Below are 14,129 nucleotides of genomic sequence, written 5' to 3'. Positions count from 1 at the left end.
GGAATAACCGGATGGAGCCTCCAGTTTTCCCGGTCATGGCACTGGACACAGCACTGGGAACCATCGGCATCTGGAGCGGCGGGCTCCGCGTGGACGGACCCGAGCGGCTCGGCGAAGTCCGCGAGGCGGCACGGGAGTTGGAGGAGCTCGGCTACGGCGCGCTCTGGATCGGCGGCAGCCCCGGCGTCCACCAGGCGGCACACCTCCTGGAGGCGACGGAGCGGGTGGCCGTGGGCACCAGCATCCTCAGCATCTGGAACCACGAGGCCGCCGACGTCGCCGCACAGTACGCGGCACTCGCCCCCGCCCTGCGGGAACGGTTCGTCCTCGGACTCGGCGTGAGCCACGGGAAGCTCGCGGAGCGCTACGCCCGCCCGTACTCCGCGATGAAGGCGTACCTGGACGGGCTGGACGGCGCGCCCGTGCCGCTGCCCGCCTCGCGGCGGCTGCTGGCCGCACTCGGCCCGAAGATGCTGGAGCTCGCGCGGGACCGGGCGGCGGGAGCCGTGCCGTACCTCGTCACGCCGGAGCACACGGCGCAGGCCCGGGAGCGGCTGGGTGCCTGGGCGGTGCTCGCACCGGAGCTGAAGGTCGTCCTGGACACCGACCCCGCCCGGGCCCGCGCCACGGCCCGCAACTTCCTCTCCCTGTACCTGGCGCTGCCGAACTACACCAACAACCTGCTGCGGCTCGGCTTCGAGGAGGCGGACTTCGCCGACGGCGGCAGCGACCGCCTCGTCGACGCGCTCTTCGCGCTGGGCGACGGGGACACCGTCCGCAAGCGGGTGGAGGAGTTCCTGGCGGCCGGGGCCGACCACCTCGCGGTGCAGGCCGTGGTGCCGGACCAGCGGAACGCGCCCTTGCCGCGGGCGCAGTGGCGGGAGCTGGCGGACGTGCTGCCGCTGAAGCGATAGCGGAAACGCCGCAGGCCCGGTACCTGAGTACCGGGCCTGCGGTCTTAGTAGCGGGGACAGGATTTGAACCTGCGACCTCTGGGTTATGAGCCCAGCGAGCTACCGAGCTGCTCCACCCCGCGACGGTCGAGAAGAACCGGAAACCGGCTTCTCGGCTGTGCGCTCGGCAGGATTCGAACCTGCAACCTCTTGATCCGTAGTCAAGTGCTCTATCCGTTAAGCTACGAGCGCTCGGCTTCCCGGCTTGTTTCCTTGCCGGTCGGCGTTGCGGGAACAACATTACATGAACTGCGCCGGGAGGCGAAATCCGTTCCGTCCACCCCGCCTGACCTGCGGAAACGGCAAATCGGCGGCCCAAACGGCAACGCAAAGGGCCCCGGTCGTCGTGATCGACGACCGGGGCCTTGGCTGCGGAGGCGGAGGGATTTGAACCCTCGATGGGCTTTAAGACCCAAACCGCATTAGCAGTGCGGCGCCATAGACCGGACTAGGCGACGCCTCCAGCACACCCGCGCGGGCGCGGACGTTGGTGCAGATGATGACACAGCTTCGTGCGTCATCACCAATCGCACCCTACGGTACCGGGCTTCCTGGACTCGGGGCAAAGGCGTTCCGGGTGCGCAACGCGCGGCGCACTGGCGCGTTAGACGGGCCGGGGGCGGATCCCCTCCCCCGTGCCGGAGCCCGGCACGCACCGGCCTCCGTCCCTTCCCCGTCCCTGGAGTCCCGATGTCGCTCCACCGTCTGGCCCTCGCAGCCGCCGCCCTGGCCGCACCGGCCCTGCTCGCCGCGGGCCCCACCGCCGGCGCAGCCCCGATCCCGCTGCCCGAGCAGCGGACCGCCGATCACCTCGTCGTCACGATCAGCCACAGCGGAGATCTCGAAGGCACCTTCCATCTCTACTGTCACCCGGTGACCGGGAGCACCCACCCGCGCGCCGCGGACGCCTGCAAGCAGCTCGACGGCGGGACCACCTGGGGCAAGGACCCCTTCGCGCCCGTGTCCAAGGACCGGATCTGTCCGATGATCTACGGCGGCCCGCAGCAGGCCCACGTCACCGGACGCTGGGCGGGACGACCGGTGGATGCGCAGTTCAACAGGACGAACGGGTGCGAAACAGCCCGCTGGGACCAGTTCTCCATTCTGTTCGGCGAGCCGAAAGCACGTGCCATGACCTGACACGGGAGGCATGTCCGCACGGTTCGCCACACCCGTCCACCGCCGTCGCGCCCGCCTCCGCAGCCCGTAGACTTCCCCACAGTGACCCGGCGCCGGAGCGGCCCGTTCCCCATCCGGCGCGGTCGGCAAGACGGCGGTAACAGGGAGGAAGCGTCTCGTGAGCAGCAGGCCATCCCGAGGCGCTGCTCGCCTCGCAGCCATACTCGACGCCCTCCCCGACGCCCTGCTGCTCGTCAACTGCAACGGCACCGTCGTCAACGCCAACCACATCGCGCTGGAGACCTTCGAGGTCCCCGGCACCGGTCTCGTCGGGCGCGGGCTGCTCGACCTGCTGCCGGACTTCGACTCCCGGCGCATCCCCGGCTCCATGCGGCTCCCGCAGGACGACGGCGGGCGCACCCGGCCCACCCGCATGGTCGCGCGGCGCACCGACGGCACCCGCTTCCCGGTCGAGGTGACCAGCGCCAACGTGGAGGACGGCCGCACCCCCTACGCCGACCCGCAGCCCTACACGGGCGACGAACTGCTGATGATCGTCGTCCGCGACCTCACCGGCACCCTCGACACCGAGGCCGAACTCGCCCGCCAGCAGCGCCAGACCGAGATGATCCTGCGCGCGGCCGCCGAGGGCGTCGTCGGCGTCGACACCGCGGGCAAGGTCGTCCTCGTCAACCCCTCCGCCGCGCAGATCCTCGGCTACCGCGCGAGCGACCTCGGCGGCCGCGAGCTCCACCCGCTGATCCACCACTCGCGTGCGGACGGCTCCCCGTTCCCCTATGACGAGTCGCCCATCGCCGACACGCTGCGCTCCGGGCGCAAGCACCGGGTGCGCGGACAGGTGCTGTGGGCCAAGGACGGGCGCCCGGTGGCCGTCGACCTGACGACCGCGCCCGTGCGCGACGGGGAACAGCTGGTCGGCGCCGTGATGACCTTCACCGACCGGCGCCCGTACGACGCGCTTGCCGCGCGCCACGCCCAGCTGCTCGCCGTCCTGGACGACGCGCTGCGCGGGCCCCTCGCCCGGCTCCGCGCCGAACTCGGCACGCTGGCCGACGACCCCGCGGGCCAGCTGTGGCCCGAGGCCAACCAGATCCTGCACCACCTCGCCGCCGGGTACGGGCGGATGACCGCCCTCGTCGACAACGTGCTGTCCTACCAGCAGCTGGACTCCGGCGCCGCGAAACTGGAGCGCACGAAGACCGGGCTCGACGAGGTCGTCGCCGCGGGCGTCGAGGGCGCCGTCGAGCTGATCGGCCCCGGGCGCGCACAGTTCGCGGTGCACGCCCCCGCCATCGAGGCCGAGGTCGACGCGGAACAGTTCGCCCGGGCCCTCGCGCACCTCGTCGCGGACGTGGCCGGCGTCGACGCGACCGGCAAGACGGCCGCGGGCGACTCGACGATCGTCGTGGCGGCCGCCCAGCGCGGCGAGGTCGTCCGCATCGAGGTGCGCGGCCCGCACCCCGGCGGCAGCCCGGTGCACCAGCCGATCGTGCGCGGCATCGTCCAGCAGCACGGCGGCGTGCTGCAGAAGCACGACCGGGCGTACGTGCTGGAGGTGCCGGTCGCCGTGGACGGCGCCCCCGTCACCGCCTCCGACCTGCGGCCGGACCAGGCCAACGCCAGCATCGGCAGCGGTACGACCGTGATGCCGATGCCCGCGCAGCGGGCGCGGGGGACGGCCGACGAGCCGACCGGGCGGCGGCGCGGCCCCGCCCGCGCCGAGGAGGAGGCCCCGCAGCCGGCCGGCGCGCCGACGGGCCGACGGGCGCGCCGCGAGCCGGTGCCGGCGGAGGCGCCGCGCACCGCCTTCGCCCTGCCTCCCGCGGAGGCCGACCGCCCGGCACAGCCGGCGGGCCGGCGCGCCCGCCGCGCCGCGGTCCCCGCCCCCGGCCGGCAGGCCCCGGAACCGACCGCGCCCCGCACCGCGTTCGCCCTGCCCCCCGCCGAGGCGGACCGCCCGGCGAAGCCGGCCACCCCCGCACCGCGCAAGCCGGCCGACGACGGGTTCGCCCCCGGCTCCGGCGAGGACAGGCCGATGCCGACGGCGCCGCCCGCGCCGGAGAAGCCGGCTGCGGCGCAGCCGCTCCCGCAGGGCGGTGGCACGGCCGCGTTCCTCCAGGAGCCGACGAGCGGTGGTACCGCCGCGTTCCTGCACGACCACCCGGCCGCGCCGGCCCCGTTCCCGCCTGCGGCACCCGAGAAGAGCCCCGAACCCCGGGACGGCAAGCCCGAGTCGACGCCTGCGGCGCAGAGCGACCACGGCGAGGCTGCGCAGCCGTTCCCACCTGTCGCGGGCGACAGCGGCCGCCAAGCGCACGCGCTGGGCGGCGGCACGGCGGCGTTCCTGCAGGAGCCGGCACCCGCACCGCGCGGCAGCGACCATGCGCAGGGCGGCGGCACGGCCGCATTCCTGCAGGAGCCGTCGGCAGCTGCCGGGCCGCGGAACGGCGACGCAGCGTTTCCGCCTGCGGCGGGCCGGAGCGGTGGCACGGCGGCGTTCCTCCAGGAACCGCCTGCGACTCCCGGGCCGCGGAACGGCGACCCCGCTGCAGGCGCCGGCAGCGGCGCCTCCGCAGCCGGGCCCCGCGGCACCCACGCATTCGCGCCCGGCGCAGCCGACGGCGGTGCCCCCGGGTTCCCCCAGGCGCCGGCGGCCCCTGCGCCGCAGGCCGGCGGCACGGCCGCGTTCCCGAACGCCCGGGCCGCACAGGGGCCGACGCCCGCTGCAGGCGACGGCGCACCCGTGTCTCCGGGCGGTCCCGGCGCGCTCCCGCAGGAGCAGCCGGGCCGGGTGGCCGCGCCGGAGGCGGTCGCGTCCTCGGCCCACGCGCGGCCCGAGCAGGCCGTCGCCACGCCGGACGGGCCCGCGCGGCCCGAGGGCGGGCGGCCCCGGCACGGGCAGTCCGCGGACGAACCGGACCCGGCGCCCTCCGCGCAGGAGGCCCCGCGCGACCGGGCCGAACCTCTTCCGCTCCCGGCGCCGGACGGCGAGGGCGCGCCGCAGCCCGCCGACTCCCCCGCGGCGAGCGGGGGTTCCCCCGGCACCGGGCGCCGCCGGGCCCGGCGCGCTCTCGCCGAGGAGCCGGGCGGCGGCACCCCGCAGGACGGGACCCCCGCCCCGCGGCCCATCAGCGTGCGCACCCTCGGCCAGGGCCCCGGCGCCGGGGAGACCCCGGCCGGCGGGACCGCCGTCGGTTCGGGACGGCGCCGCAAGCTCGCGAACCCCGCCGACACCCCGCGCGAGGCCGCGGCGCAGGCCGCTCCGGCCACCCCGGCCGCGCCCGCCCGCCCGCACCCGCTCTGCACCCCCGAAGGCCGCCCGGAGGGCCGCGCGTTCGCGGTCGGCGCCCCGGACGAGGGTTCCGAGGGACCCGAACCGCTGGACGGCCCCAACGGCGCCGTCGAGGTCGAGCCGGTGCGTCCGCCGGTGGACGACGAGCTGCCCCCGGAGCCGCTGGACAACCCGCGGCGGCTGCTGGTCTGGCCGGCCCCGGACGCGTCCACGGAGTCCGCGCTGACCGAGCGCGGCTACCGTCCGGTGATCGTGCACTCGCGCGAGGAGGTCGACGCCCAGAAGGCGGCGTACCCGGCGGCGCTGTTCATCGACCCGCTGACCGGCCCGATCACCCGCACCGCGCTGCAGTCGCTGCGCGAGGCGGCGGTCGCGGCCGAGGTGCCGGTGCTGGTGACGGCCGGCCTCGGGCAGGCCACGCGGGAGGCGGCGTACGGCGCCGACCCGGCCGTCCTGCTCAAGGCGCTGGCCCCGCGCGACAGCGAGATGCACCCGCCGCGGGTGCTGCTGATCGAGGAGCAGGAGCCGGTCGCCAACGCGCTCCGGGCCACGCTGGAGCGCCGCGGCATGCACGTGGTGTGCGCGGCGACGGACGCCGAGGCCGTGCAGCTCGCGCAGCAGACGCACCCGAACCTGGTGGTGATGGACCTGATGCAGGTGCGCCGCCGCCGGGCCGGCATCGTCGACTGGCTGCGCGGCAACGGCCTGCTGAACCGCACCCCGCTCGTCGTCTACACGTCCGCGGACATGGACCCCTCACAACTCCCGCGCCTGGCCTCGGGCGAGACGGTCCTGTTCCTGGCGGAACGCTCGACGAGCGCGGAGGTACAGGGCAGGATCGTGGACCTGCTGGCGAAGATCGGTACGAACTGACGCGCCCCGTGAGGGGCGGCCCGCACCCGAAGGTCAGTTGCCGGTCAGGCGCCGCGCAGCGGCCCGCACGGACGCCCGCAGCCGCGCCACGTCGTCCTCCGTCTCCCCGACGAGAACCCGCCGCATCTGCGGCTGCACCGTGGACCACGAGGCCAGCGCGATCATCATGAAGAGCAGATCCTGCGCCGGAATGGCGTCGGAGACGACCCCCTTCTCCTGGGCCTCGGCGAAAGCCGCCACCTTGCGCGCGTAGTTGTCCTTGCGCTCCTGCTCGTGCGGGATGCCGCCGGTGCCGTACTCCAGGCCCTCCCAGAAGACGAGCCGGATCAGCTCGGGGTGGGCGGCGTGGTAGTCCATGAGGCGGTCGATCCAGCCGTCGGGGTCCTCCGCGTCGACGGGGACAGCGACGGCGAGCTCCATCAGCCGCTTCTCCAGGACCTGGGAGAAGAGTTCGGCCTTGTTGCCGAAGTAGGCGTAGATCAGCTGCTTGTTGGCCTTGGCCTCGCGCGCGATCCGGTCCACGCGCGCCCCGGCGATGCCGTGCGCGGCGAACTCGGCGGTGGCCGCGGCGAAGATGCGGGCCCTGGTCGCCTCGGGGTCCCTGGTTGCTCCCATGCCGGCCAGCGTAACCAACTATTCGGTTGACAGCGCGCGGACCGCTCTGCGAAATTCGCAACCAACCAGTTGGTTACACGTACACGGGGGAACCTCCACCGCTCATGACCGTCACCACGACCTCCACCGCACCCGCACCCCGCGCAACCGCCGCCGGCAAGGCGAACGGCCTCCTGCTGGCCGTCATCGCGCTGTGCACCGCCGTCACCGCCGCCAACATCTACCTGGCCGCCCCTCTGCTCGGGCTCATCGCCCGCAGCTTCGGCGCCTCGCCCTCCTCCGCCGGCTGGATCGCCTCCGTCGCCCAACTCGGCTACGCCGTCGGCCTGCTGCTCTTCGCCCCCCTCGGGGACACGGCGGACCGCCGCCGTCTCGTCGCCGCGCTGTCCGGTCTCGCGGGCGCGGCCCTCGTCGCCGCCGGGCTCGCGCCGGGCCTGCCCGCGCTGGCGGCCGCGGTGCTGGTGGCCTGCGCCGGCACGGTCGTCCCGCAGCTGCTCGTCCCGCTCGTGGCCGAGCGCGCTCCCGCGGACCGGCGCGGCCGGCACGTCGCGGCGGTGGTGGCGGGCCTGTTCACCGGCATCGTCGCGGCCCGGGTGCTGGGCGGCCTGGCCGGCCAGGCCTTCGGCTGGCGCCCGGTGTTCTTCGGCGCCGCGGCGCTCACGGTGGCGGTCGGCCTGCTGACGGCACTGGTCCTGCCGCGGGAGACGCGCCCGCGGCGCGCGTCCAACCCGCTGAAGAACATCGCCGGCCTCCCCCGCCTGCTGCGCTCCTCGGCCGACCTCCGGGCGGCGTGCCTGCGCCAGGCCGGCCTGTTCGGCGCGTGGAGCTCGCTGTGGACGACGCTGTCGCTGCTGCTGACGGCACCGCAGCCGTTCCACCTGTCGACGGGCACGGCGGGCCTTTTCGGCCTGTTCGGCCTGACCTCGACCGCCGTCGCCCCGGTCTCGGGCACTCTGATCGACCGCTTCGGCCCGCGCCGGGTGGTGACGGCCGGCTACGTACTGGCGGCGCTCTCCCTCCCGCTGTTCTGGCTCGGCGGGCACCGGCTCTGGGCCCTGTGTGCGGCGGCGGTGCTGATCCACGCCGGTCTGATGGCCGGTCAGGTCGCCAACCAGACGCGGGCGTTGGGGGCCACCTCGATGCCGTCGACGGCGAACACGGCGTACGTGGTGTCGGCCTTCATCGGCGGCGCGGGCGCCTCGGCCCTGGCGGGTCCGGCCTTCGCCGCGTGGGGCTGGAACGGGGTGTGCGCGATCGCGGTGGCGGCCGTCGTCGCGGGGTGGCTCGGGGGCCGGGGGAACGCATCGGTCCGGAACTAGTGACTTACCGGCGGATACGGCAGCAGAATCGCCCCTGACGCAGTCACGCAAGGGCAAAGGGGAGGCTCCGGTGCTGAGCACGATGCAGGATGTACCGCTGACCGTCGCACGCATCCTGGCCCACGGCTCCAGAGTGCACGGCCGGACGCAGGTCACCACGTGGACCGGCACCGGCGAGCCGCAGCGCCGCAGCTTCGCGGACGTCGGGGCGCGCGCCGCACGGCTCGCCCACGCCCTGCACGGGCTCGGCGTCCGCGAGGGGGAGCCCACGGCGACCCTGATGTGGAACAACGCCGAGCACCTGGAGGCGTACCTGGCCGTGCCCTCCATGGGCGCGGTCCTGCACACCCTCAACCTGCGGCTGCCTCCCGAGCAGCTCGCCTGGATCGTGCGGCACGCCGGCGACCGCGTCGTGCTCGTCAACGGCTCGCTGCTGCCGCTCCTCGCGCCGCTCCTGCCCTACCTGGAGGACGTGGAGCACGTGATCGTCTCCGGGCCGGGCGACCGGTCCGCGCTGGCGGACGTGCGCCCGCAGGTGCACGACTACGAGGAGCTGCTCGCGGCGCAGCCCGCGGACGACTACCCGTGGCCCGAGCTCGACGAGCGCCAGGCCGCCGCCCTCTGCTACACCTCGGGCACCACCGGCGAGCCCAAGGGCGTGGCCTACAGCCACCGTTCGGTCTACCTGCACGCGATGGAGGTCAACGCCGCGGCCTCGTTCGGGCTGACCCCGGCGCAGATCTGCCTGCCGGTCGTGCCGATGTTCCACGTCAACGCCTGGGGCCTGCCGCACGCCGCGTTCATGGCGGGCTCGTCCCTGCTGATGCCGGACCGCTTCCTGCAGCCCGCACCGCTCGCGGAGATGATCGAGGCCGAGCGGCCGACCGTCACCGCGGGCGTGCCGACCATCTGGCAGGGCCTGCTGGCCGAGCTGGACGCCCGCCCGCGGGACGTCTCCTCGCTGCACACGGTCGTCAGCGGCGGCTCCGCCTGCCCGCCCTCGCTGATGAAGGACTTCGAGGAGCGGCACGGGCTGCGCATCGTCCAGGCCTGGGGCATGACGGAGACCTCCCCGCTGGGCTCGGTGGCCTACCCGCCGCCCGGCCTGAGCCCGGAGGAGGCCTGGCCCTACCGGATCACCCAGGGCCTGCTGCCCGCCTCGGTGGAGTTCCGGCTGGCCGGTCCGGACGGGCGGTTCCTGCCGTGGGACGGCACGTCGGCCGGCGAGCTGGAGGTGCGCGGCCCGTGGATCGCGGGCGCGTACTTCGGCGGCAGGGACGGCGAACCCTTCCGTCCCGCGGACAAGTTCAGCGAGGACGGCTGGCTGCGCACGGGCGACATCGGCACGATGTCCGCCGACGGCTACCTGACCCTCACCGACCGGGCCAAGGACGTCATCAAGTCCGGCGGCGAGTGGATCTCCTCGTGCGAGCTGGAGAACCACCTGATGGCCCACCCGGACGTCGCGGAGGCGGCCGTCATCGCCGTCCCGGACGAGAAGTGGGGCGAGCGCCCGCTGGCCACGGTCGTCCTGCGCGACGGCGCGACCACCGGCTGGCCGGAGCTGCGCAGCTTCCTCGGCGAGCGCGTGGCCCGCTGGCAGCTCCCGGAACGCTGGGCACCGGTCCCGTCCGTGCCGAAGACGTCGGTGGGCAAGTTCGACAAGAAGGTCCTGCGCAGGCAGTACGCGGAAGGGGAACTGAAGGTGACGGTGATCAGCGCCCCGTAGGGGCGCGGGGCTGTTGCATCATGCGGCTCCGCCGCGTGGGCGCGAGCAACCACAGCGCCCCGTCAGGGGCACGGGGAACTGCGCGACCGGCCCCCACCGGCCTCAAGCGGCACAGGAAAGCTCAGGGTCCTCCCGCAACTTACCGAGCGCACGCGAAACCGCACTCTTCACCGTGCCGACCGACACCCCCATGAGCTCCGCGGTCTGTACCTCGGTCAGATCCTCGTAATACCTGAGAACGACCATCGCCCGCTGCCGGTCCGGCAGCCGGTGCACGGCCCGCCACATCGCATCACGCAGAGCCACCGGCTCTGCGTGATCGCCGGCGCCCTGCGGCGCCTCCGGCAGCTCCTCGCAGGGGAACTCGTCGACCCTGCGCTTGCGCCACTGCGACGTGCGCGTGTTGACCAGCGCCCGGCGCACGTAGCCGTCGAGCGCCCGGTGGTCCTCGATGCGGTCCCACGCCAGATAGGTCTTGGTGAGCGCCGTCTGCAGCAGATCCTCGGCATCGCAGGGGTTCGAGGTCAGCGAACGGGCGGTGCGCTGCAGCACCGGGCCGCGTGCCCGTACGTACGAGGAGAACGACGGGTACACGGCCGCGGTCGAGGCACCGGCACACACGGACGTCGAGGTCACTGTCATGCTTCAACGCTAGGAGCGCACCCGTCCCCGGCGGATCGGCCGGAGGTGCCGAAGCACGCTCCCCCTCAGGTCGTACGAACCGGGGCGGCCACACCTCCTGGAGGGGGAGCCCGGAGCAGCCGCGTCAGTCGATCACCGCGACCGGGGCGTCGACGAGGTTGCGGTCGATGGTCAGCTTGCGGCCGCCGTGGGTCTCGGTCACGTTGCCCGCGTACTGGTGGATCCGGCGGTGCGGCGCCCAGGACGTAGAGGACAGCGACGGCTCCTTGGCCGTGTTCGGCGAGGACTTCCAGCGGGCGAACCAGACGGCCTCGGGGAGGTCGTCCATCCCGGCCCGGCGGGCGCGCTCCAGGTGGCGGACACCCGATTCGGCGCTGCTGTAGAAGCCGGGCAGATATCCCTTGCGGCTGACCGCAGCGCTCCAGGAGCGGATGAAGGTGAGGGTGGTGTCCGCGCAGTCGTCGTTCTTGTCGTTGTACGCCTCCATGTCGAGGTAGAGCGCGCTGCGCGGCGCGATGCCGAGCTCGCTCGCGTCGTGCACCGCGTCCATGCCCTCGTCCCAGCCCTGGTCGTAGGGGTCGTCCCCGATGGGGTAGCCCTTCTTGCTGGAGGCGCGGACGCAGGGCGACTGCGAGCCGACGAAGATCGGCAGGACCTTCCAGCCGAGGTCGCGGGCGCCGGTGAGCCAGCGTGCGCTGAGGTAGGTCTGGCGCGGGCAGGCCCGGGCGCGGCCGCTGTAGTAGACGCCCACGGCGCGGTACTCGGACGCGGCCCAGGCGCTGAGGGTGGTCAGCGGCGGGGCCTGGCAGGTGTCGAACGCCTGCCCCCGGAAAACGGAGGCGCCGCCCAGCAGGCCCAGGAGTGCCGGGGCGGCGGTGACGGGCGCTGCTGCCTGGGTGACCACCTGGGTCAGCGCCGCCAACAGGGCGACGATGTATCCGATGATCTTCCTTCGTCGGTCCATAAGGGCGAGTCAAGGGGGCCGGACGGGGCCGTCCGGCGGTGACACGCCCTCGATTCATCCGTCTGCGCCGAGAAGCAGCCCGGACGTGGGAACTCCCGTCCCGGCGGTGACGAGCACATGCGCGACGTCCGCAACTTGGTTGGCCGCGCTGCCCCGCAACTGCCGCACGGCTTCGGCGATGCCGTTCATGCCGTGCAGGTACGCCTCGCCCAGCTGGCCGCCGTGGGTGTTGAGCGGCAGCCGGTCCGCGGCGACGAACTCGCCTGCCTCGCCCGGGGCGCAGAAGCCGAACTCCTCCAACTGCATGAGGACGTGCGGGGTGAAGTGGTCGTAGAGGATGCCGACGTCGATGTCGGAGGGCCGCAGCCCGCTGTCGCGCCACAGCCGCCGCGCGACGGCTCCGGCCTCGGGGAGGCGGCCCGGTTCGCCCCGGTAGAAGTTCGTCATCTGCTCCTGGCCCGCGGCGGCGCCCTGGGCCGCCGCGGTGATCACGGCGGGCGGGTGCCGGAGCGTGCGGGCCCGGTCGGTGCTCGTGACGACGAAGGCCTGTCCGCCGTCGGTCTCCTGGCAGCAGTCGAGCAGCCGCAGCGGTTCGGCGATCCAGCGGGAGGCGGCGTGCTCGGCGAGGGTGATGGGACGGCCGCGGAAGTACGCGGCCGGGTTGGTGGCGGCGTACCGGCGGTCGGTGACGGCGACGTGGCCGAAGACCTCCGGTTCCAGGCCGTGGAGATGGAGGTAGCGGCTCGCCTGCATCGCCACCCAGGAGGCCGGGGTGAGCAGTCCGAACGGCAGTGTCCAGCCGAGGGCGACGCCCTCGGCGGAGGGTTCCCGGTGCCGTACGCCCGCGCCGAAGCGGCGGCCGGAGCGCTCGTTGAAGGCGCGGTAGCAGACGACGGCCCCGGCGACGCCGGCCGCGACGGCGAGGGCGGCCTGCAGGACGGTGGCGCAGGCGGCGCCGCCGCCGTAGTGGACGCGGGAGAAGAAGGACAGCTCCCCGATGCCGGCGGCCCGGGCCACGGCGGTCTCGGGGCTGGTGTCCATGGTGAAGGTGACCATGCCGTCGACGTCGCCGGGCACGAGCCCCGCGTCGTCCAGCGCGGCCCGTACCGCCTCGGCGGCCAGGGCGAGTTCGCTGCGGCCGGAGTTCTTGGAGAACTCGGTGGCGCCGATGCCGGCGATGGCGGCCCTGCCGCCGAACGTGCCCTTCACGGCGTGCTCCCGGGCAGGTCCAGGGTCACGGTGCCGGTGACGTGCCGGCCGAGGCTGTTGGTGCCGACGACGTCGACGACGACCGTCTCCCCGTCGACGGACCCGACCGTGCCGGTGAGGACGAGCTCGTCCCCCGGGTGGCTGGGGACGCCGAGCCGGATGGCGACCTTGCGCAGGACGGCGCCGGGGCCGAAGTGGTCGGTGAGGTAACGGCCCACGAGGCCGTTGGTGGTGAGGATGTTCATGAAGATGTCGGGGGCGCCCTTGGCCCGTGCGGCCTCGGGATCGTGGTGCACGTCCTGGTAGTCGCGGGAGGCGAGGGCGCCCGCGATGACGAGCGTGCGGGTGACGGGAAGGGTGAGCGGGGGCAGGACGTCCCCCTTCTTCGGCGTCATGCGCTCCCCTCCCGGGGCCGGAACACCGGCAACTCCCGTCCCTCACCCACCTGCAGGAACTCCAGCTCCACCGGCATGCCGATGTGCACCGCGCCCGGTTCCGCGCCGGTGATGTTGCTGACCATCCGTACTCCTTCGGCGAGTTCGACCAGCGCGACGGCGTAGGGCGGTTCGAATCCGGGGGCGGGCGGGTGGTGCACGACCACGCACGCGTGCACCGTGCCGGCTCCGGAGGCGTCCACGGCCGTCCACCGGGGGGACCCGCAGTGCGCGCAGCCGGGCAGCCAGGGGAAGCGCGGTTCCGCGCAGTCCTCGCACTGCTGGATCAGCAGGCGGTGGGCGGTGACGCCCTCCCAGAACCCGGCGTTGTCGCGGTTGACGACGGGCTGCGGGCGTTCGGCACGGTGCTCGTCGGGGCGCTCGGCAGGGCGTGAAATGCGCGATGCGGGCGCGTACTTGAAGATGCGGAAGCGCTGGGTGCCGACGAGCTCGTCGGCCACGCGGATCTCGGTGCGCCGGGTGAGGAAGTGGCCTGCGCCGAGCCTGGTCGTCTTGCGCGGCGAGACCGACTCGATCACGGAGTCGAAGGTGATCTCGTCGCCGAGGCGCAGGGGCCGCAGGTACTCCTGTTCGCAGTCGGTCGCGACGACGGCGGTGAAGCCCGCGCCGTCGAGGAGTGCCAGCACCTCGGCGAGGGCGGGTGACCGGGCGGCGGGGCCACCGAGCCCCGGCATGGTCCAGACCTGGAGCATGGTGGCCGGGGCGACGGCGTCCTCGCCGCGGTAGGCGGGGCCGGTGTCGCCCAGGGCTTCGCACCAGTGCCTGATCATAGGACGGTTGACGGGATCCGGACCGCGGCCCGCAACGGCGGCGGGGCGCCCTTCGTACAGCTTGAGGAGCCGGTGGAGGTCGCTCACGATTTCTGACTGTCCGTCAGATCTCCGGGGGCTGTCAAGGTCCCCGCAGCAACGCCGCGGGGGGGGGGGGGGGGGGGGGGG

11 protein-coding genes and 3 tRNA genes are annotated in these 14,129 nt (G+C 74.1%); 5 read left to right on the top strand and 9 right to left on the bottom strand.

All coding sequences use genetic code 11. The features are described from left to right. Positions 1 to 35 precede the first annotated feature (35 nt). Positions 36 to 914 carry an LLM class F420-dependent oxidoreductase gene (locus ACLHRZ_RS19725; RefSeq protein ID WP_490419794.1) on the top strand — a complete coding sequence of 293 codons (879 nt, stop codon included), beginning with the start codon at positions 36 to 38 and terminating at the stop codon, positions 912 to 914. Between the two features lie 48 nt (positions 915 to 962). On the opposite strand, the gene ACLHRZ_RS19720 is transcribed toward ACLHRZ_RS19725, so the two are convergent. From ACLHRZ_RS19720 to ACLHRZ_RS19710, 3 genes are all read right to left on the bottom strand, one after another. Then, positions 963 to 1,036, bottom strand: a tRNA-Met gene (locus ACLHRZ_RS19720). 36 nt (positions 1,037 to 1,072) lie between these two features. Then, positions 1,073 to 1,145, bottom strand: a tRNA-Arg gene (locus tag ACLHRZ_RS19715). Positions 1,146 to 1,325: 180 nt separating this feature from the next. Further along, positions 1,326 to 1,416, bottom strand: a tRNA-Ser gene (locus ACLHRZ_RS19710). A gap of 227 nt (positions 1,417 to 1,643) precedes the next feature. On the opposite strand from ACLHRZ_RS19710, the gene ACLHRZ_RS19705 reads away from it, so the two are divergent. Beyond that, entirely contained in the window at positions 1,644 to 2,093 is a 450-nt protein-coding gene (locus ACLHRZ_RS19705) for an SSI family serine proteinase inhibitor (RefSeq protein ID WP_490419793.1), read from the top strand. Positions 2,094 to 2,250: 157 nt separating this feature from the next. Further along, the gene (locus ACLHRZ_RS19700; RefSeq protein ID WP_490419792.1) at positions 2,251 to 6,258 is read left to right on the top strand and encodes a hybrid sensor histidine kinase/response regulator; all 4,008 of its coding nucleotides are present in this window, start codon (positions 2,251 to 2,253) and stop codon (positions 6,256 to 6,258) included. 33 nt (positions 6,259 to 6,291) lie between these two features. Here ACLHRZ_RS19700 and ACLHRZ_RS19695 read toward each other — a convergent pair whose 3' ends face one another. Beyond that, entirely contained in the window at positions 6,292 to 6,873 is a 582-nt protein-coding gene (locus ACLHRZ_RS19695; RefSeq protein WP_490419791.1) for a TetR/AcrR family transcriptional regulator, read from the bottom strand. A gap of 104 nt (positions 6,874 to 6,977) precedes the next feature. On the opposite strand from ACLHRZ_RS19695, the gene ACLHRZ_RS19690 reads away from it, so the two are divergent. Both ACLHRZ_RS19690 and ACLHRZ_RS19685 read left to right on the top strand, forming a co-directional pair. After that, complete coding sequence (locus ACLHRZ_RS19690) at positions 6,978 to 8,192, top strand: MFS transporter (RefSeq protein WP_490419790.1); 1,215 nt, start codon at positions 6,978 to 6,980, stop codon at positions 8,190 to 8,192. Between the two features lie 70 nt (positions 8,193 to 8,262). Beyond that, positions 8,263 to 9,921 (top strand): long-chain fatty acid--CoA ligase, encoded by a 1,659-nt coding sequence (locus ACLHRZ_RS19685; protein ID WP_490419789.1) that lies wholly within the window; start codon positions 8,263 to 8,265, stop codon positions 9,919 to 9,921. A 102-nt stretch (positions 9,922 to 10,023) separates the two neighbouring features. On the opposite strand, the gene ACLHRZ_RS19680 is transcribed toward ACLHRZ_RS19685, so the two are convergent. The 5 genes from ACLHRZ_RS19680 to ACLHRZ_RS19660 all read right to left on the bottom strand — a co-directional run bounded on the left by ACLHRZ_RS19680 (position 10,024) and on the right by ACLHRZ_RS19660 (position 14,051). Next, positions 10,024 to 10,563 carry a SigE family RNA polymerase sigma factor gene (locus tag ACLHRZ_RS19680; RefSeq protein ID WP_336410402.1) on the bottom strand — a complete coding sequence of 180 codons (540 nt, stop codon included), beginning with the start codon at positions 10,561 to 10,563 and terminating at the stop codon, positions 10,024 to 10,026. Positions 10,564 to 10,687: 124 nt separating this feature from the next. Next, positions 10,688 to 11,527 carry a DUF1906 domain-containing protein gene (locus tag ACLHRZ_RS19675; RefSeq protein ID WP_490419788.1) on the bottom strand — a complete coding sequence of 280 codons (840 nt, stop codon included), beginning with the start codon at positions 11,525 to 11,527 and terminating at the stop codon, positions 10,688 to 10,690. Positions 11,528 to 11,581: 54 nt separating this feature from the next. Continuing rightward, positions 11,582 to 12,736 (bottom strand): lipid-transfer protein, encoded by a 1,155-nt coding sequence (locus tag ACLHRZ_RS19670; protein ID WP_490419787.1) that lies wholly within the window; start codon positions 12,734 to 12,736, stop codon positions 11,582 to 11,584. Continuing rightward, positions 12,733 to 13,131, bottom strand: a complete 399-nt coding sequence (locus tag ACLHRZ_RS19665) for a MaoC family dehydratase (protein WP_490419786.1) — start codon at positions 13,129 to 13,131, stop codon at positions 12,733 to 12,735. Before ACLHRZ_RS19665 ends, ACLHRZ_RS19670 begins: the two co-directional genes overlap by 4 nt. Next, positions 13,128 to 14,051: a bifunctional MaoC family dehydratase N-terminal/OB-fold nucleic acid binding domain-containing protein gene (locus ACLHRZ_RS19660; protein ID WP_490419954.1), complete on the bottom strand. Its 924-nt coding sequence runs from the start codon at positions 14,049 to 14,051 to the stop codon at positions 13,128 to 13,130. The genes ACLHRZ_RS19665 and ACLHRZ_RS19660 overlap by 4 nt, the downstream gene beginning before the upstream one ends. Positions 14,052 to 14,129: the final 78 nt, after the last annotated feature.

It is taken from the genome of Streptomyces sp. AM25, from assembly GCF_058146165.1.
The sequence above is the reverse complement of the archived record's forward strand: the minus strand, read 5'-3'. Positions and strand labels throughout refer to the sequence as shown.